The organism is Leifsonia sp. Soil_N53 (assembly GCF_057655165.1).
Map to the genome: position 1 here is coordinate 43,837 of NZ_JBDGMM010000060.1, position 17,205 is coordinate 61,041.

16 protein-coding genes and 1 tRNA gene are annotated in these 17,205 nt (G+C 70.9%); 3 read left to right on the plus strand and 14 right to left on the minus strand.

Going from position 1 to position 17,205, the window contains the following annotated elements; genetic code table 11:
* Positions 1-79 precede the first annotated feature (79 nt).
* Together AC3A3H_RS10545 and AC3A3H_RS10550 are read left to right on the plus strand one after the other, a co-directional pair.
* A tRNA-Lys gene (locus AC3A3H_RS10545) sits at positions 80-155 on the plus strand.
* 532 nt (positions 156-687) lie between these two features.
* A complete protein-coding gene (locus tag AC3A3H_RS10550) occupies positions 688-1,044 on the plus strand; it encodes a hypothetical protein (protein ID WP_487614515.1) in 357 nt (118 codons plus the stop codon).
* Here the strand turns inward: AC3A3H_RS10550 and AC3A3H_RS10555 are convergent.
* From AC3A3H_RS10555 to AC3A3H_RS10605, 11 genes are all read right to left on the minus strand, one after another.
* The gene (locus AC3A3H_RS10555; RefSeq protein WP_487614516.1) at positions 1,041-2,147 is read right to left on the minus strand and encodes an AI-2E family transporter; all 1,107 of its coding nucleotides are present in this window, start codon (positions 2,145-2,147) and stop codon (positions 1,041-1,043) included. The two genes, AC3A3H_RS10550 and AC3A3H_RS10555, sit on opposite strands and share 4 nt — an antisense overlap.
* A gap of 84 nt (positions 2,148-2,231) precedes the next feature.
* Positions 2,232-3,074: an NAD(P)-dependent oxidoreductase gene (locus AC3A3H_RS10560; protein WP_487614517.1), complete on the minus strand. Its 843-nt coding sequence runs from the start codon at positions 3,072-3,074 to the stop codon at positions 2,232-2,234.
* 80 nt (positions 3,075-3,154) lie between these two features.
* Positions 3,155-4,411 (minus strand): RNA polymerase sigma factor, encoded by a 1,257-nt coding sequence (locus AC3A3H_RS10565; protein ID WP_487614518.1) that lies wholly within the window; start codon positions 4,409-4,411, stop codon positions 3,155-3,157.
* Positions 4,408-4,746 (minus strand): YciI family protein, encoded by a 339-nt coding sequence (locus tag AC3A3H_RS10570; protein WP_487614519.1) that lies wholly within the window; start codon positions 4,744-4,746, stop codon positions 4,408-4,410. Before AC3A3H_RS10570 ends, AC3A3H_RS10565 begins: the two co-directional genes overlap by 4 nt.
* A 99-nt stretch (positions 4,747-4,845) precedes the next feature.
* Positions 4,846-5,862 (minus strand): glycoside hydrolase family 130 protein, encoded by a 1,017-nt coding sequence (locus AC3A3H_RS10575; protein WP_487614610.1) that lies wholly within the window; start codon positions 5,860-5,862, stop codon positions 4,846-4,848.
* Between the two features lie 41 nt (positions 5,863-5,903).
* Positions 5,904-6,914: a glycoside hydrolase family 130 protein gene (locus tag AC3A3H_RS10580; RefSeq protein ID WP_487614520.1), complete on the minus strand. Its 1,011-nt coding sequence runs from the start codon at positions 6,912-6,914 to the stop codon at positions 5,904-5,906.
* A 32-nt stretch (positions 6,915-6,946) separates the two neighbouring features.
* The gene (locus tag AC3A3H_RS10585) at positions 6,947-7,798 is read right to left on the minus strand and encodes a carbohydrate ABC transporter permease (RefSeq protein ID WP_487614611.1); all 852 of its coding nucleotides are present in this window, start codon (positions 7,796-7,798) and stop codon (positions 6,947-6,949) included.
* 41 nt (positions 7,799-7,839) lie between these two features.
* Positions 7,840-8,793: a carbohydrate ABC transporter permease gene (locus tag AC3A3H_RS10590; RefSeq protein WP_487614521.1), complete on the minus strand. Its 954-nt coding sequence runs from the start codon at positions 8,791-8,793 to the stop codon at positions 7,840-7,842.
* 2 nt (positions 8,794-8,795) lie between these two features.
* Positions 8,796-10,106, minus strand: a complete 1,311-nt coding sequence (locus AC3A3H_RS10595; protein ID WP_487614522.1) for an ABC transporter substrate-binding protein — start codon at positions 10,104-10,106, stop codon at positions 8,796-8,798.
* 23 nt (positions 10,107-10,129) lie between these two features.
* Positions 10,130-11,152 (minus strand): LacI family DNA-binding transcriptional regulator, encoded by a 1,023-nt coding sequence (locus AC3A3H_RS10600; RefSeq protein WP_487614523.1) that lies wholly within the window; start codon positions 11,150-11,152, stop codon positions 10,130-10,132.
* On the minus strand, positions 11,149-13,230 hold the full coding sequence (locus tag AC3A3H_RS10605) for a hypothetical protein (RefSeq protein ID WP_487614524.1): 2,082 nt from the start codon (positions 13,228-13,230) through the stop codon (positions 11,149-11,151). The genes AC3A3H_RS10600 and AC3A3H_RS10605 overlap by 4 nt, the downstream gene beginning before the upstream one ends.
* Before the next feature lie 211 nt (positions 13,231-13,441).
* Between AC3A3H_RS10605 and AC3A3H_RS10610 the strand changes: the two genes are divergently transcribed.
* On the plus strand, positions 13,442-14,563 hold the full coding sequence (locus AC3A3H_RS10610) for a baeRF8 domain-containing protein (RefSeq protein ID WP_487614525.1): 1,122 nt from the start codon (positions 13,442-13,444) through the stop codon (positions 14,561-14,563).
* A gap of 17 nt (positions 14,564-14,580) precedes the next feature.
* Here the strand turns inward: AC3A3H_RS10610 and AC3A3H_RS10615 are convergent, their stop codons facing one another.
* From AC3A3H_RS10615 to AC3A3H_RS10625, 3 genes are read right to left on the minus strand one after another with little or no spacing between them, the layout of a single operon-like run.
* On the minus strand, positions 14,581-15,114 hold the full coding sequence (locus AC3A3H_RS10615) for a DUF2017 family protein (RefSeq protein ID WP_487614526.1): 534 nt from the start codon (positions 15,112-15,114) through the stop codon (positions 14,581-14,583).
* A complete protein-coding gene (gene clpS / locus AC3A3H_RS10620) occupies positions 15,111-15,413 on the minus strand; it encodes an ATP-dependent Clp protease adapter ClpS (RefSeq protein ID WP_487614527.1) in 303 nt (100 codons plus the stop codon). The genes AC3A3H_RS10615 and clpS overlap by 4 nt, the downstream gene beginning before the upstream one ends.
* Positions 15,410-17,188, minus strand: a complete 1,779-nt coding sequence (locus AC3A3H_RS10625; protein WP_487614528.1) for a glycoside hydrolase family 15 protein — start codon at positions 17,186-17,188, stop codon at positions 15,410-15,412. The genes clpS and AC3A3H_RS10625 overlap by 4 nt, the downstream gene beginning before the upstream one ends.
* Between the last annotated feature and the right edge of the window lie 17 nt (positions 17,189-17,205).

The following is a 17,205-nucleotide window of genomic DNA, read 5'->3' on the forward strand; positions in this document are numbered from 1 at the left end:
GCGCGGGGCGCGGCCCGATTGGCGCCCTGCCCGACTCGGATGCTAATGTTGAGCCTCGGTCCGGGAAACCGGAACGAATGCGCCTCTAGCTCAATCGGCAGAGCAATTGACTCTTAATCAATGGGTTCAGGGTTCAAGTCCCTGGGGGCGCACCACTGAAAGCCCGGTCAGATGCCAAATCTGACCGGGCTTTTTGCGTGTGGGCTGAATCCGTGGGCACCATCCACTATTGACTGCCCTATTCGAAAAGCGCCCTCACGTCTGCATCCGATTGGCGTCCGCCCTGGCGTTTGCAGGTCGCCGCGAGCTGGACATCCAGAGCTGCCTCGGTCAGAACACCGAGGAGATCGACCGCATGTGGCTGATGAAGAGCACGAAGGCGACGAGCCCAAGGACGATCAATATCCGGTTGTACGAGCTCGCTCGCCGTCCCTTGACGCTGAATGCCACAAAGCACGCGACGAGCGAGGTTGGCACAGCCACGATTTGGCTAGCCGGCCACGCGATACTCGCGAGGACCCCGACGGCTTCGACAACGATGAGCACCCAGCTGAACGGGTCCGCCCAAGCACGAAGTCGTCTGCGCATAGTGAGGGAGATTTCTTCCACGCGTTCGGCCGAGAGCGAACAAGGTGCGGGCCCGATTCAGGAGGGCATGGATCAAGATCGTTCGATGGAGGTTCTTCTTTGGGGTACGACTTCCCGGACGGCGTGGACGCGATCCTCTCCACCTACGCGCTGACCCAGGTGCCGGAGTGCGCGCGCGTCGTCGCGCACGGAGCCGCGGCCCTCGCCGGCGGCGGGCGGTGGGCGGTGCTCGACCTGAAGGTCCCGGACGGGACGCCTCGCTGGCTGATCCGCGCTGGGGTCGCGGTGGTGGGGAGCTCGGCCTCGCTCGACGCCTGGATCGGGCGGCGGCCGTGGGAGGCCATCCGGGCGGCCATGCAGGAGGGGCTCGTGGACACGACCTGGGACGAACTGTGCTTCGGCACGGCGTTCCTTGCGGCCGGCACCGCCCCCGGGGTCGCCCCAGAGAAGCGCTAGGTCCGGTCCTTTCTCGGCATCACGACCTCCTTGACGATCAGGATGATGCCGGCGGAGATCGGGATGGCGACCAGCGCCCCGGGGAGGCCGAACAGCGTCGACCCGGCGAGGGCCGAGATGAGAACGACCGAGCCGGGGACCTGCACCGCTTTGCCCATCACCCGGGGGGTGAGGATGTAGGCCTCCACCTGCATGTAGATCAGCATGAAGATCAGCACGACGACCGCGCTCACCGGCGAGTGGATCAGCGCCAGGATGGTCATCAGGATGGTGGTGAGCACCGTTCCGATCAGCGGGATCAGCGTGATGAAGAAGGCCGCGAGCGCGATGAGGAACGCCCCGGGCACGCCGGTCACGATCAGCAGGATGAGACTGTAGGTCGCGTTGAAGAACGCGAGGACCACCATCCCGCTCAGGTATTTGCCGAAGTTCTGCAGGATGCGCTCGGAGTAGCCCTCGAACCGGTCGCGGCGGGACTGGCGCACCAGGTGGTACAGCGACGCCTTGGTGGTGTCGTAGGAGGCGATGAAGTAGATCGTCAGGATGGCGATGAAGAAGCCGGTGGTGAAGCCGTTAAGCACCGAGAGGCCGAAGCCGACCAGGCCGTTGCCGATGTTCGCCCAGGTCTGCGGGTTCTTCACTTGGTCGGAGATCCAGGCCAGCGCCTGCCCGAGCACGCCGTTGCTCGCCTCGTTGGTGCCGTCGAACCAGCCTTGGGCGCGCAGCTTGGTGATCTCGGCGGGGATGGCCGTCGCGAGGTTCGTGATCTGCTGCACGATCAGCGGCACGACCACCCAGACGATCGCGACGAGCACGCCGACGATGAGCAGGATGACCGTGACGATCGCCCAGGCACGCTTCATGCCGTGTCGCTGGAACCAGCGGATGAGCGGGTCCAGGCCGACGGTGGCGAACGCGGCGAGGAACACCGAGAAGATGATCGACCGGAGGCCGTAGAGCATGTAGCCCGTCGCCACCGCGCCCAGCGCGCCGAGCGTGACGACGAAGCCGAACAGCAGCGGGCTGCGCTTCAGGAGGGGCGCGCTGACGGTGTCCGGAGCGTGCGTCTGCGTGCGCCGCTCCGGCGACTGGATGAAACGCATGGCCCCCGCCTCTCGTCGTCGGCGTGTTGCACGCCTTCCGCCGAGCGTAGGGGGCCGGGAGTCGGCGTCACAAGCGCGACGCGCTCAACGGTCGCGGGCGATCACCGAGAAGTCCTGGTCGCCCTGTCCGGCGTCGATGGCGCGCTGGAGTTCGGCGGCGACCAGCGCAACGGCCGGGAGCGGGACGTCGGCGGTCGCGAGCATCAGGCGGGTGTCCTTGGCCAGCGCGCCGGCGGTGAACTGCGCGTCGTCGTAGTCGCCAGCGGCGACGAGCGGGCCCTTCGTCGCGGCGAGCGGGGCGACCGCGGTCAGCGACAGCGTCGAGAGCACCTCGTCGGCGGTCAGGCCGGCGGCCCGGCCGAGCCGGAACGACTCCGACAGCGCCTCCATCGAGATCGCGAGCGCCAGGTTGGCCACGAGCTTCGCTGCAGTGGCGGCGGCCGGCGTGGCGAACGTCCGCAGCTTCGCCTGGTCGGCCCAGAGCCCGACGATCCGCTTGGCGTCGATGACGGCGTCGTGCTCGCCGCCGACGAGCACCGCGAGCGCGCCGGCCCTGGCGGGCGCGAGCGACCCGACGACGGGGGAGGCGACGTAGCGGATGCCGAGCGCGGCGGCGCGCTCGGCGAACCCGGACGCGTCCTCCGGGGACACCGTTGTCACGTCGATCCAGAGCGCGCCGCGCCGCCAGGCTAGATCCGGGTCCAGCAGGGTCTCGCGCACGGCCTCCGGCCCAAACAGCACGCTCACGACGGCGTCGGCTCCGGCGACCGCGTCGGCAGCGGAGGCAGCGACATGTGCGCCGCGGCGGCCGATCGTCTCGGCCGGCTCCGGCGAGCGGTTCCACACGGTCACGCTGTGCCCGGCGTCGATCAGATGAGGGACGAGCTCGCGGCCCATCCGGCCGAGCCCGAGGAATGCGATGTCCATGGCACCACTCTCCACCGCGGGCCGCCCGGACGGAAGCCGGTGAATCCGCCGGATCCGCCGGGTCAGCCGGATCCGCCGGATCAGCCCTCGGGCAGCAGCGCCCGCTGCCGGGCGAGGAACTCCCGCTCGCTGTCGTTGGCGCACAGCCGCACGGCCGCGTCGTACTCGGTGGCGGCCTCCTCCGGGCGGCCGGCCCGACGCAGCAGCCCGGCGCGGATCCCGTGCAGCAGGTAGAAGGACCCGAGCTCGTCGCGCACCGGCTCGATCGCCGCGAGCGCCTCCTCCGGTCCGACCGCCTCTGCGACGGCGACGGCACGGTTGAGGGCGACGACGGGGGTGGGTTGCACCCGCAGGAGCTGGTCGTAGAGGGCGACGATCTGCCGCCAGTCGGTGTCCTCGGCGCGTGGCGCGTCGTCGTGCACCGCCTGGATGGCCGCCTGCAGCTGGTACGGGCCCGGGCGGCCGGCGACCAGGCAGCGCCGGACGATCGCGTGGCCCTCGGCGATGAGCGCCGCGTCCCAGCGACCGCGGTCCTGGTCGGGGAGGGCGACCATCGAACCGTCGGCGTCGACGCGGGCCCGGCGACGGGCGTCGACGAGCAGCAGGAGCGCGAGCAGGCCCTGCGCCTCCGGCTCGTCGGGCAGCAGCGCGGTGAGGAGGCGCGCCAGGCGGATCGCCTCGTCGCACAGCTCCTCGCGCACCAGCCGTTCTCCGGCGCTCGCCGTGTAGCCCTCGCTGAAGATCAGATAGAGCACCGCGAGCACCGAGCCGAGCCGTTCCGGGAGGTCGGCTGCTGCCGGCACCCGGTACGGGATGCGCGCGTCGCGGATCTTCGCCTTCGCGCGGGAGATCCGCTGCGCGAGCGTCGCCTCCGGGACCAGGAAGGCGCGGGCGATCTCGGCGGTGCTGAGCCCGCCGAGCAGGCGCAAGGTGAGCGCCACCCGCGCGTTCGGCGCGAGCGCGGGGTGGCAGCAGGTGAAGATGAGCCGCAGCCGGTCGTCGGCGACGGGGCCGACGTCGGTCGTCTCCAAGGTGGAGGCCAGCGCGAGCAGCGACGTGGCCTCGGCCTCGCGCTCGCGTCCGACCGCCTCGCGGCGCAGCCGGTCGATCGCGCGGCGGCGGGCGGTCGTGATCAGCCAGCCCGCCGGGGCGGGCGGGACGCCGTCGAGCGGCCAGCGGGCGACGGCGACCGCGAAGGCCTCCTGCACGGCGTCCTCGGCGCGGTCGAGGTCGCCGAGCGAGCGGTAGAGCACGGAGACGGCGCGGCCGTACTCCTCGCGGAAGATCGAGTCGATCGTTCCGGAGGAGACGGCCGCGCCATCCGTTGCCGCGGTCACGCGAACGGCCGCACCTCGATCGGCAGCGTCGTCGCGACGGCGAGGCGTCTGCCCCACTCGAGGGCGGCGTCCAGGTCGGGCACGTCGACGATGGTGAAGCCGCCGAGGTGCTCCTTGCCCTCGGCGAACGGGCCGTCGGTGACGAGCACCTCGGAGCCGGTCGGCTTCAGCACGGTCGCCGAAGCCGGCGGCAGGAGCCCGTTGGAGAACACCCAGGCTCCGGCCGCCCTCATCTCGGTGTTGAGGGCGTCGAGGTCCGCGCCGATCGCGGCGAGGGCCTCCGGCTCCGGGATGGGCCCGTCGGGCTGGTAGACGCTGAGCAGGTACTGGGACATGGTGGTGATTCCTTCCTCTCACCGTCCATACGAACGGGAGGGCGCCGTCTCGACATCATGTCCCGGATCGGTGTCCGCGTTCCAGACCCGGGCGTTGGCTCAGACCACCCGCTCCAGCTTCGCGACGCCGATCTTCGAGTCCGCCATCCCGTAGAACACCCAGTCGGTGTCGCCGACCCGCTCGATCGCGGTGGGGAAGACGACGTTCGGCACGATGCCGCTGCGCTCCTCCGCGGTCTCGGCGCTCAGCAGCGGCTCGGCGGTCCGCTGGATCACCTTCCACGGCTCGTCGGCGTCGAGGATCATCGCCCCTGCCGCGTAGTTGACGTGCTTCTGCTGGTCGACGCCGCGCTCCAGCCGCCCGGTGACCCCGTGGTGCAGCAGCAGCCAGCCCTCGGGCACCCGCACGGGCGCGGGTCCCGCGCCGATCTTGAGCTCCTCGAACGGGAACTCGGGACCCGCGAGGAAGCGGTTGTGCCGCCACCGGGTCAGCTCGCCCAGGTCGTCCCGCACCGCGGCCAGGGGGATGAACGCGATCCAGATGCTCGGCCGCTTCTCCTCCAGACCGGTCGGGGGATGCTCGCCCTCGCCGTCGCGGACCTCGCCGAGGTCCCACACCGGCCGGTGCAGCACCGCCAGGCTCTCGACCCCATCCGGCCCGGTGACGGGCTCCGGGAAGAACACCGTGTCCTTGTTGTGGAACAGCGCCAGGTCGACGCCCAGCCCGTCGTCGTACTCGAAGGTCACCGGGCCCAGGCGCCGCCACGACCGCAGGTCGGAGGAGACCGCCACGGCGGTGCGCGGCCCGAGCGGGCCGTACGCGACATAGGTCATCACGTGGAGGCCGAGCGCCGGCACGAAGGTCGTGCGCGGGTCCTCGACCCCGGAGTTGCGCCTGCCGCGCTCGAAGTCGCGGTCGGGCGCCAGCACGACGCCCTCGCGCTCCACGCCGACGGGTACGCCGTCCTCGATCACGACGCGGGCCAGGCCGACCCGGGACACGTTGCCGTCGGCGACCAGCCGGGGCAGCAGGTACAGCTCGCCGTCGGGAGTGCGGCCCGACGCGGGGTTGAGCACGCCCTCGGCCTCCAGCGGCTCGCCTGGATCGGGTGTCATCACGACGCCGGCGCGCGAGAGTGTGTACGGGAAGGGGGCAGTCACTTCGTGACCTCCTTGTAGATGTAGAGTTCGCGTTCGCCGCGGGGAGCGTCCCAGCCTTGCGCGAACGACCAGCGGCCGTCGAGCTTCTGCAGGCCGCCCCAGGCGAGCGAGCCGCCGCGGTGGAGGCCGAGCTGGGTGAACGGGGCGTCGACGGTGTAGTGCGCCTGGGCGGCGGCGAAGTCGCCGTTCTCGTCGGCGTAGAAGAAGTCCAGCACGAGGTCGTCGCCGCGCACCACGGCGCAGGCGACCTCGAACAGGCTGCCGGGCAGCGGCGACAGGTCGAGATAGGGCTGCTCGGTGAAGGTCCAGGAGACCAGGTCGTCGGAGTGGCCGATCGTCGGGCGGCCGCCGCAGCCCTCGGAGAGGTACATCAGGTACTCGCCGCCGATCCGCACGGCGCGGCCGCACTCGTCGCGCGGGACGACCGCGCCCTTCGCCCAGCCCAGCGAGACCTCCAGCGGCACGACGAGGCCGATCTTCTCCCACGACACCAGGTCGTCGGAGACCATCCCCATGATGTCGACCGCGGTCTCGCCCTCGTCGGTGCGGCGGATCGCGTTGTAGAACAGCACGTAGCGGCCGTCCGCCTCGTAGACCTTGGGGTCCTCGCAGCCCAGCGTCTCGTTGTCGAGCGTCGGGTACACGACCGGGTTGGCCGGGTCGTCGTGCCAGACCCCGTCGCGGCGCACGGCGTGCCCGATGCGGCTCGCCGTCGACTCCATCCGCGGCGAGGCGCGGTAGAAGAGGTGCAGCTCGCCGTCGCGCTCGATCAGCGTGGGGTTGAAGATCGCGCTGGAGGTCCAGCCGACGCCGGTGGGGTCGTCCCACTGGCCGTCGAGCCGGAAGGTGAGCGCGGGGTCCCGCTGGAAGGGCCCGATCGCCCAGTCCGGCGGGTCGACGTACTCCGCCGAGAACTGATCGGTCGAGATGTGGTCGGTGAGGGCGTTGGAGTGCCTCAGCGCCTCCTCGTAGTTGCGGCGGAGGGCGTCGGTGTAGGCGGCGTCCACGATTCTCCTTGCGTGTGTTGCGGGCGGGCGGCTCAGCCCTTGACGGACGAGCCGATGTCGGTGGAGGTGAAGTAGCGCTGGAACACGATGAACAGCACCACGACGGGTCCGGCCAGCACCACCGCGCCGGCGAGGATCGCGCCGTACGGGTTGGAGGTGGAGGCCGCGACCGTGCTGATGTAGTTGGCCAGCGAGACGGCCAGCGGCTGCAGGCTCGCCTCCTTCGTGATCAGGAACGGCCAGAGGAACTCGTTCCAGGGGCCGATGAAGGTCAGCAGCAGAACGGTCACGAGCGCCGGGCGCACCAGGGGCAGGGCGACCCGCCACAGCAGCGTGAACTCTCCGGCGCCGTCCACGCGGGCGGCGTCGAACAGCTCGCGCGGAAGCTGCAGGAAGTACTGCCGGAAGATGAGCACCGCCGCCGAGTTGATGGCGAACGGCAGGATCATCCCCAGATAGCTGTCGGCCAGGCCGTAGTTGCGCGCGATGAGCACGTAGAGCGGGATCATCAGGAGCTGGAACGGGATGGTCTGCACCAGCAGCGCCAGCCCGAAGGTCACCCCGCGCCCGCGCCACTGCAGGATCGACAGCGCGTAGCCGGCGAGCACCCCGAACACGACGGTGAACAGCAGCACGCCGCCGGTGAAGATGCCCGAGTTGACGAGTCCTGTCCAGAGGTTGATCCGGGAGTCGATCGCCGCGTAGTTGTGCAGCGTGAGGTTGGCCGGGTTCGGGAACGCGCCCGCCACAGTCGTGTCGGGCGCCGCCTGCAGCGACCCGATCAGCATGTAGTAAAAGGGGAACAGGAAGGCGATGGCGCCGAGCGTCAGCACAATGCCCTGCAGGATCGCCTGCGGCCGGCTGAGCCGGGTGGCCGCGCCCATGTCGCGGCGGCGCTTGCGCGGTGCGGTCTTGAGAGTGGTCATCAGTCGCGTCCTCCGGCGAATCGGTTCTGCAGCCAGCCGATGATCAGCACCAGGATCACGAGGACGACGCCGATGGCTGAGGCGTAGCCCGGGTGACCCTGCTGGATGCCCTGCTGGTAGATGAGGAGCACCGGCGAGGTGGAGTGCCCGTCCGGTCCGCCGCCTCCGGTGAGGAGGTACGGCTCGGTGAACAGGTTGGCCCCGGTGATGGTGGCGAGCAGCAGCACGAGCACGGTGGCCGGGCGCACGCCGGGGACGGTGACGGAGAGGAACTGGCGGATCCGCCCGGCGCCGTCGGTGGCGGCCGACTCGTACAGCTCGCGCGGCACGCCCTGCAGCGCGGCGAGGTACAGCAGGATGTAGAGGCCGAGCTGCTTCCAGGTCACGTAGATGGCGATGGTCGGCATGGCGAGCACCGGGTTCACGAACCACGACGGGTTCGGCGCGAGCGGGCCGAGGATCTGGTTCACGAGTCCCGTGCTGTTGAACAGGAACAGCCAGACGCCGATGATCGCGACGCTCGCCGTGACGTACGGCACGTAGTAGCTCACGCGCAGGAAGGTGCGGAACCGGGTGATGCTGTTGAGCCCGCTCGCCAGCACCAGCGACAGCACCACGGTGAGCGGCACGTTGATGATCAGGAAGATCCCGACATTGGCGAACGACTGCAGCACGGCCGGGTCGGTGAAGGCCTGCACGTAGTTCTGGAACCCGACGAAGGGCTGGCTGACCTGTGCCCCGGGGGCCGCGAAGAAGTAGTCGAAGAACGAGATGTAGATCGCGTACACCAGCGGGTACGCGAAGATCACCAGGACGAAGACCAGGTACGGCGCGGCGAACAGCCAGCCGAGCGGGTTGGTGCCGAGGATGCGCCGCAGCAGCGGCCGGCGCCGCCGGGCCGGCCCGGCGGCGGGCGTGGTGCCCGCCGCCGGGGGTGCGGAGATCGTGCTCATGGCTACTTCTGGCTCTGGAGCTGATCGATCTTCTGCGATGCGGCCTTGAAGGCGTCCTCGACCGTGCCGGAGCCGTTGATCACCGCCTTGGAGTAGGCGTCGCGCAGAGCCTGCAGCTGGCCGATCGTGTTCACGCCGGTCGGGTCGTCCGCGGTGCGCTCGCTCTGGTCGCCGAACTGCTTGTAGGCCGGGTGCGAGTCGAAGTAGCTCGAGTACACGCTCGCGACGTTGGAGCGGATCGGCATCTGGCCGGAGACGTCGAGCAGCTTGCCGTCCTGGGCCTTGGAGGTCGCGAACTTGATGACGTCCCAGGCCGTGCCCTGGTTCTTGCAGGACGTGTACATGCCGATGTTCTTGGCGTCGGGGAAGGTGTACGTCTGGTCGGCGGCCTTGCCGTCCTTGGTCGGGACGGGCACCGAGCCCCACTGCACCTTGTCGCCGTAGTACGCGATCGCCCACGGGCCGACGATGGCCATGGCCGCCTTGCCGTCAGCGAAGGCGTCGCCCTGGTACTGCTCCTTGCCGGCGAGGCCGTCGGAGTAGATGGTCTTCCAGAAGTTGGCCACGTCGAGCGAGTCCTGGCTGGTGATGGTGGACTTGCCGTTCTCGATGAACGTCTTGCCGCCGGTCTGGGCGGCCAGCAGGGGCAGGTAGTCGAAGTTCGGCTGGAAGAACTCGCTGGTCGGGGCCGGGTAGATCGCGTACGGCGCGGCGCCGGACGACTTGATCTTCTGGGCGGCGGCCAGGAACTTGTCATAGGTCGACAGGTCCGGGTTGTTCGGGTCGATCCCGGCCTTCTGGAAGATGGCCTTGTTGTAGAAGATCATCACCGGGTTCTGCTTCCACGGCATCTGGAAGTAGTCGCCGTTCGGGGACTTGTACTGGTCGGCCGCCGCGCCGCTGCGCCCCTCGATGTAGGAGTTGCCGTCGGAGAACTTCGACAGGTCGACCAGGCCGCCCTGCTTCTCCCACTGACCGGTCGCGGCCGGGAGGTTGTTGAACACCAGGCACGGCGTGGTGCCCGCGGTGATGGCGGCGCCGATGACCTCCTCGGTGCTCTTGCCGGCCGGGACCTCCTGGGCCTTGATCTTCTCGTTCGGGTGCGCGGAGTTCCAGGAGGACACCATGGCCTTGCCCCACTGCACCTCCTGGGCGTTGTTCGAGTACCAGATGGTGATCGGGCCGTGCGCCTTCATGGCGTCGGTCTGTCCGCCTCCGCCGCTGGCGCCGCACGCGGCCAGGGTGCCGGCGACGACGCCGGCGCTGATGACGGCGACCGCGAGTCTGCGGAAGCCGGTGATGCTTTTACGCATGATCAATGCTCTTTCTCGTGATTTCAGTGACGCGATGGCGCGGCCGTCGAGGCGCGCACCACCAGTCGGGCGGGGGGCAGGGCGACATCGGCAGGCTCGCCGTCTTCCACCAGCCGCAGCAGTGCGGTGGCGGCGGCGATGCCCCAGCCGGCCGGGTCGTTGTCCAGGGTCGTCAGGCTCGGATAGATGTAGGTCCCGATCTGGGAGCCGTCGAGCCCTGTGATGGACAAGTCGTGGGGGAGGCGGAGCCGTCGCTCGTGGGCGACTCCCATCCCCGCGATCGCCATCGGGTCGTTGCCGTAGACGATGGCTGTCGGCGGCTCCGCGGAGTCGAGGAGCGCCTTGGTGGCCTCCGCGCCCTGTTCGGGCGAGAAGTCGGTGGGGACGATGATCGGGCTGAGGCCGGCCGCCCGGATCGCCTGCTCGAAGCGCTCGCGTCGGCGGAGGCCGTGCAGCATCCGCTCGTCGCCGGACACGTGCGCGATGCGGGTGTGCCCGAGCCCGACCAGATGGGCGACGAGCTCGTCGATGCCCGCGTCGTAGTCGCGGGTGATGACCGGGAACGGGCTCCCGCCGATAGGCTCGCCCAGCGAGACGGCCTGCGAGCCGAACCGCTGCACGAGGCCGATGCGGTGGTCGTCGGCCAGGAGGTCGGTGAGCAGGAAGCCGTCCACGCGCTTGTCCACGGCGAGCCGCTCGTAGGCGCGCGCCTCGGCCTCGTGGTCGGGCACGACCGTCAGCACCAGCACCTGGCCGCGCTCGGCGAGCACGGTCTCCACGCCGGCGATGAACGCCGCGAAGAACGGGTCCACCTCGATGGTGCGCGCCGCTCTGCGCAGGATCAGGCCGAGGGCGTAGGCGCGCCGGGTGGTGAGACCGCGGGCGCTCGGGTTCGGCGTGAAGCCGAGCTCCCGGGCGGCCGAGAGGATGCGGTCGCGGGTCTCCACCGCCACGCCGGGCTTGCCGTTGAGGGCGAGGGAGACCAGCCCCTTGCTCACGCCCGCCGCCCGCGCGACGTCGTTGATCGTGACATCCGTCGGCGTCATCGCGGCACCACCGTGGTGAAGCCGCCGGCGACGACCGTGACGGTGCCGTTCCCGTTCAGCGGGATCGGCGCGCCCACCTGGCGTCCGGTGGCGTCGTAGCGCGTCGCGAGCACCCGTCCCGAGTCGCTGAGGTGCTGCGGCACGGTCGAGGAGGTGGCGTTGACGTAGACGTCGAGGCGGCTGCTGCCGGTCAGGCCCAGGTGCGAGATCACCGGCTGCACGAGCACGGCGTCGAGGCGGGCCCGGCCGTTCACCCGCGCGGTGACGGTGCCGGCGTCGGCGGGGGCGGTGACCGGGAGGGTCTGCGGCAGCAGGAACACCGGAGTGGGCGCGATGCCCTGCGCGCCGGGGCGCACGTTCCGGCTGCTGCCGAGCTGAACGGTGCGCTGGCCCGTGGTCGCGGTCCACGCGGTCGTTCCCGAGCCGCTGGTCGGCGTGCCGTCGGGGCCGAGGTCCTCGATCGGCAGGATCCGCGCGGCGGGGTGTCCGGCCGGGAGGGTCAGCGTCACGGTCGCGCCGGTCGACGCGGAGACGTAGGCGCCTCCCGACCAGTTGGCGGAGCCCGTCCAGGCGGAGGGCGGGGTGACGACTGTCGCCGGTCCGGTGAGCGCGCCCTTCTCCGCCTCCACGACCTGGAGGCCGTCGGTCGCCGCGGTGTGCGTCAGCGCCAGGGCGGCGCGCTTGATCACCGGGTGGGCGTCCAGCGCGAGCATGCTCAGCTCGATGTGGATGGTCGACTCGGCTCCGCAGTTGCGGTTGACGCTGCCGTCCCCGCCGATGCCGTCCACGCAGACGCCGGTCGCCGGGTCGTAGACCGGCACGCCGGCCGGGTTGGCGCCGAAATACCAGGCGGCCTGAGCCCCGGCCAGGGTGGCGAGGCCGGTGGAGCCGGTGGCGTCGGACGCCGCGACCAGGCCCTCCACTCGGGAGTCCACGCCGTAGGCGATCTGCGACTGGTCGGCGGGGGTGGGCGTCCAGCCGTTGTCGGGGCCGCCGCTGGCGAGCAGCTGCGGGGTGAAGCTCGCGAGGTCGCTGTTCGCGGCGTTCTGCAGGCCGCCGTCGTGGAGCTGTCGCGCGGCCGCGGTGAGGGCGGCGGGCTGCATCCCGCCCCAGGCGTGCCAGAAGGTGGGGGAGTTGGCCTCGGGGAGCAGCGCGCCGAACGGCCACTGGGCGGTGCCGCCGGAGGAGAGCCCGGCGATCCCCTTCGCGTAGCGCTGGAGGTCGGTGCGGGCCTGGCTGTCGCCGGGCGCCGCGGCGGTGTAAGCGCTCAGGCCGAGCACGGCCTCCGCGGTCGGGCTGGCGCTGTCGACGATGAGCCAGCCGGGCACGGTGACGCCGTTGGCGGTCTCGGTGCTGCCGTACTTCGCGAGCGACTGCCGCTCCAGCGAGCGGAGCGCGAGCGACATGCGCTGCTGGAGGAACGAGGCGAAGGCCGGGTCGGACCGCTGGAAGCCCGCGTAGCCCTCGCCGAGCGCCCAGACCGTGCGCGCCAGCCAGAACGACTCGGCGGAGTCGCTCGGGTCGGGCTGGTCGGTCGGGATGGCCGACGGGTTCAGCGTGCCGTCGTGCTGCTGCCAGAGCACCACGTTGCCGGCGTTCGGGCCGGAGTCGACCTGCAGGTAGGTGAGCTCGCGGAGCAGCTCGTAGGCCGAGGCCCGGCTGGAGGCCGTGCCGTTCTGCTTCCAGTCCCGGAGGTAGACCACGGCCGCGCGCGAGATGTCGTCGGCGTCGAACGAGCCCTGCGCGTACCAGCCCTTGGCGGCGTCCGTGATCGGGCCGCCGCCGACGCGCTGGAAGCTGCCGTCGGCGTTGCGGTTCGCGTAGACCCACGGCGCGCGAGCGGTGGGCTCCGCGCTCTGCCGGTAGGTCGAGTGTCCCGCGACCCCGGGAAGCAACGGCACGTCGTCCAGGAGGAAGTCCAGGTGGGCGAGGTTCGTCAGAGTGGGGGCGGCCGGGGCCGCGGGAGCAGTGGAGGTGGGGGAGGCTGTGGCGGCGCCGGCGGTGGCGAACGCGGGGGTGAGCGCGGCTGCGGCGAGGGCGGCGCCCGTGGCGGCTGCGAGGAGTCGATTGCGCTTCATTGCGATTCCTGTCTGTGCTCGAGGTCGGCTTGGGCACGTGTGTCGGCGTGTCGTCTAAACCGGTTTAAAGGACGGTAGCCGCGCTTTCCCGATCTGTCAACCAGGTCGGGGGACGGGTCTGTCGTCGGGGGCTTGTGCCCGGTTGCACCCGCGACGAGACTGGGGCGACCGGCCGCCGACGTCCGGCCGGGTCAACGACCGAGGAGGAAACGTGGAGTACAAGGACATTCCGACCAAGGCCGACATCGAGAGGATCGCGGCGCTGCGCGAACCCGGCTGCGTCAGCATCTACCTGCCGACCGGGACGACTCCGCCGGAAGCGGACAAAGCGCGGATCGACCTCAAGAACCACCTGGCCCTCGCCGTGAAATCACTGGAGGCCATGGGCGTCGCCCGCACCCGGATCGCCGCCGTGCGGGCCGAAGGCGAGGGCATCCTCGAAGACCGCGACTTCTGGCGCTACCAGTCCCGCTCCCTGGCGGTCTTCCTCGACGGGGAGATCGCCGAGACCTTCCGCCTCCCGAACCGGCTGACCTCCGCGTGCGAGGTCGCCGACCGCTTCTACATCAAGCCGCTGCTGCGCGCCGTGACCTTCCCGCAGTCGGCGCTCATCCTCGCGCTCGCGCAGAACTCCGTCCGGCTGATCCGCATCGACCCCGAGCTCCCGCCCGCGCTGGTCGAGGTGGAAGGGATGCCGAAGGACGTCGCGGCGGCGGTCGGGCTGACCTCCGTGAGCGGTCGCGCGCCGGACGGCCGCATCCAGGGCTCCGAAGGCCAGAAGGTGCGGATGCTGGAGTACGTGCAGGCGATCGAGCGTGCGCTGCACCCGCTGCTCGCGAGCTCGACCGAGCCGCTGATCCTCGCGGCGGCCGAACCGCTCACCGGGATCTTCCGCGGCGCGACGGACTATCCGCGACTGGTGGACGACGTGATCGCCGGCAACCCGGAGGAGAAGACCGAGGAGGAGCTCGCGACCGCGGCGCGCAGCGTGCTCGACCGGCTCTACGTCGGCAAGATCGACGCGCTCAAGGAGGACTTCTCCACCCGCATCGCGGGAGGCACCGCGCTGGTCGACCTGAGCGACATCGCGCGTGCGGCGACCTACGGCGCGGTGGAGACGCTCGTGTTCGACATCGACCGGCGGGTGCCGGGCTCGCTGGACGACGAGACCGGCAAGATCGCGTACGCGGACGACGACACCGCGGGCAACTACGGCGTTGTGGACGAGATCATCCGCCGCTCGCTGGCCTCCAAGGCGAAGGTCTACGCCCTGCGCGCCGAGGACGTCCCCGGCGGCGGCGCGGTCGCGGCGGCGGTGCGCTTCCCGGTGTGACCTCCTCGGTGGGTCGGTCAGCGGGTGGTGGCGCGGGTGAGGGCGTGCACGAGGAACTCCTGGACGACCGCGAGCCAGTCGTAGACGGCGCGGCGGGTCGCGGACTCCAGGTCGTGCACGTCGCCCTCGTCGCCGTCCTGCTCGATGCCGAGGCCGGCGGCCAGCGCGAGCCGGATGTCGGTGAGCGCGCGCAGCCAGGCCTGCGCCTGCTCGGCGTCGAGGCGCACGTCGACGGCGCGTGCGTCATCCGGGACTTCACCCGCTGGGCCGCTCAGGGACGCGATCACGACGCGGGCGTTGTCCGCCTTCTGCTCCGCCAGCCGTTCGGCCGTGAAGCGGCGGAACTCGGCCGAAGCCTCCGGGTCGTCGGGATAGGCGTCGGGGAGCAGCCGCGCGAGCGCGGGGTCGGCGGCGCGTCCGTCCGGCGCCCCGGCGCCGGCCTGCTCCGCGCGCCCGGCTGCGTCCGCGGCGAACCGTCGCAGCACCTCAGCCTCGGCCGCCTCGAACCGCGCACGGACGCCGCCGTGGCGGTCGGCGCGGAACGGCCTCACGCGTCCGCCTTCGTCAGGGTGGCCCACAGTCCGTAGCCATGCATGGCCTCCACGTGCCGCTCCATCTCCTCGCGGGTGCCTGTCGCGACCACCGCGCGGCCCTCGTTGTGCACGAGCAGCATGAGCCGGTGGGCCTCCGCCTTCGAGAACCCGAAGTAGCTCTGGAACACGTAGCTCACGTACGACATCAGGTTCACCGGGTCGTTCCACACGATGGTGACCCAGGGGGAGCCGAGCTCCAGCCGCTCGCCGAGGTCGACCTCCTCCGTCGTGGCGGGCTCCGTCACTGCCGGCGTCACGCCCTCTGCACCTCCGCGATCGCGTCGGCGGCCCGCACCAGGGCCAGGTGGGTGAGCGCCTGCGGCGTGTTGCCCACCTGCGACCGGCCCTCGACGTCGTACTCCTCGGACAGCATCCCGACGTCGTTCGCCAGCGAGACGAGCCGGTCCATCAGCCGGGTCGCGTCGTCGACGCGGTGCGAGCGGGCGTACTGCTCGACGAGCCAGAACGAGCACGCCAGGAACGGGTGCTCGCCGGGCGGCAGGCCGTCGACGCCCTTCTCGGTGCGGTAGCGCAGGGCGAGGCCGTCGCGCAGCAGGTCCTCCTCGATCGCCTTCACCGTGCCGAGCATCCGGGGGTCGTCGAAGGCGCAGTAGCCGACCTGCGCGAGCAGCAGCAGAGAGGCGTCCACCTCCGTGCTCCCGAAGTACTGCACGTAGGCGCCGCGTCGTTCGTCGTAGCCGTTCGCCTCGATGTCGGCACGGATTTCGTCCCTTAGGTGCCGCCAGCGTTCGACCGGGCCGTCGAGCCCGAACTGCTCGACGCCGCGGATGGCGCAGTCGAAGGCCGCCCAGACCAGGCCGCGGGAGTGCGTGAACGTCTGCGGCTCCCCGCGGATCTCCCAGATGCCGTGGTCGGGCTTGCGCCAGTTCTGCTCCAGGTACCCCATCAGGGCGCGCTGCAGCGCCCAGGAGAACCGGGTCTCCTGCACGCCCGCTGCGCGTCCGTGGTCGAGCGCCAGCATGACCTCGCCGATGACGTCGGCCTGGAACTGGGTTGAGGCGTCGTTGCCGATGCGCACCGGATGCGCGCCCTGGTATCCCGGGAGGCTGTCGAGCTCGCGCTCGGCGAGGTCACGCTCGCCGGCGAGGCCGTACATGATCTGGACGTCGCCCGGATCTCCGGCGATCGCGCGCAGCAGCCAGTCGCGCCAGTGGTCGACCGAGTCGTCGTAGCCGTGGGCGAGCAGCACGGCGATCGTCAACGACGCGTCGCGCAGCCACACGTAGCGGTAGTCCCAATTGCGCTCGCCCCCGAACTGCTCGGGGAGGGAGGTCGTCGCCGCTGCGACGATGCCACCCGTCTCCAGGTGGGTCAGGGCACGCAGGATGAGCAGCGAGCGCACGACCTCGTCGCGGTACGGCCCGTCGTGGTCGCAGCTCTCCGCCCACTTCGTCCACCACTCCCGGGTGTTCTTCAAGGAGGTCTCGACGTCGAGGGCTGCCGGCGCCGCGCGGTGCGACGGGAACCAGGTCATCGAGAGGTCGACGGTCTGGCCGGCGTGGACGGTGAACCTGCCCTCGTGCGCGTGGTCCGTCGCATGCAGCGCCGACCCGCGGAACACGAGCCCGTCCGGGCCGGCGACCGCGACGAGCGCGGCCGGCTTCTCGTCGGTCATCTTGCGCACCCACGGGATGGCGGTGGCGTAGCCGAACCGGATGCGCAGCTCCTCGCGCAGCTCGACGTGGCCGCTGACCCCGCGGACCCGCCGAACCACGTCGGCGCGGTGGTCGCCCATCGGCATCGCGTCCGTCACCTCGACCTCGCCGGTCGCGGTGCGCCAGCGGGTCACCAGGATCATGGTGTCCCGCTCGTACTCGCGCGTGCTCGTCGCGTCGGGCTCCGACGGCGCGAGCAGCCAGCGGCCGTGGTCTTCGGTGCCGAGGAGGGCGCCGAAGGTGGACTGCGAGTCGTACCTCGGGAGGCACAGCCAGTCGATGCTGCCGTCCCGTCCGACGAGGGCCCCGGTGAAGCAATCACTGATCAGGGCGTAATCCTCGATGGGGAGCGACATATCCCCAGTATGGCCGT

What these genes read in the sequence shown, in the direction of transcription:
- AC3A3H_RS10590 (WP_487614521.1), bottom strand. Translation starts at nt 8,793, where the DNA reads ATGAGCACGATCTCCGCACCCCCGGCGGCGGGCACCACGCCCGCCGCC.
- AC3A3H_RS10575 (WP_487614610.1), bottom strand. Translation starts at nt 5,862, where the DNA reads ATGACACCCGATCCAGGCGAGCCGCTGGAGGCCGAGGGCGTGCTCAAC.
- AC3A3H_RS10595 (WP_487614522.1), bottom strand. Translation starts at nt 10,106, where the DNA reads ATGCGTAAAAGCATCACCGGCTTCCGCAGACTCGCGGTCGCCGTCATC.
- AC3A3H_RS10585 (WP_487614611.1), bottom strand. Translation starts at nt 7,798, where the DNA reads ATGGGCGCGGCCACCCGGCTCAGCCGGCCGCAGGCGATCCTGCAGGGC.
- AC3A3H_RS10560 (WP_487614517.1), bottom strand. Translation starts at nt 3,074, where the DNA reads ATGGACATCGCATTCCTCGGGCTCGGCCGGATGGGCCGCGAGCTCGTC.
- AC3A3H_RS10625 (WP_487614528.1), bottom strand. Translation starts at nt 17,188, where the DNA reads ATGTCGCTCCCCATCGAGGATTACGCCCTGATCAGTGATTGCTTCACC.
- AC3A3H_RS10570 (WP_487614519.1), bottom strand. Translation starts at nt 4,746, where the DNA reads ATGTCCCAGTACCTGCTCAGCGTCTACCAGCCCGACGGGCCCATCCCG.
- AC3A3H_RS10600 (WP_487614523.1), bottom strand. Translation starts at nt 11,152, where the DNA reads ATGACGCCGACGGATGTCACGATCAACGACGTCGCGCGGGCGGCGGGC.
- AC3A3H_RS10555 (WP_487614516.1), bottom strand. Translation starts at nt 2,147, where the DNA reads ATGCGTTTCATCCAGTCGCCGGAGCGGCGCACGCAGACGCACGCTCCG.
- AC3A3H_RS10605 (WP_487614524.1), bottom strand. Translation starts at nt 13,230, where the DNA reads ATGAAGCGCAATCGACTCCTCGCAGCCGCCACGGGCGCCGCCCTCGCC.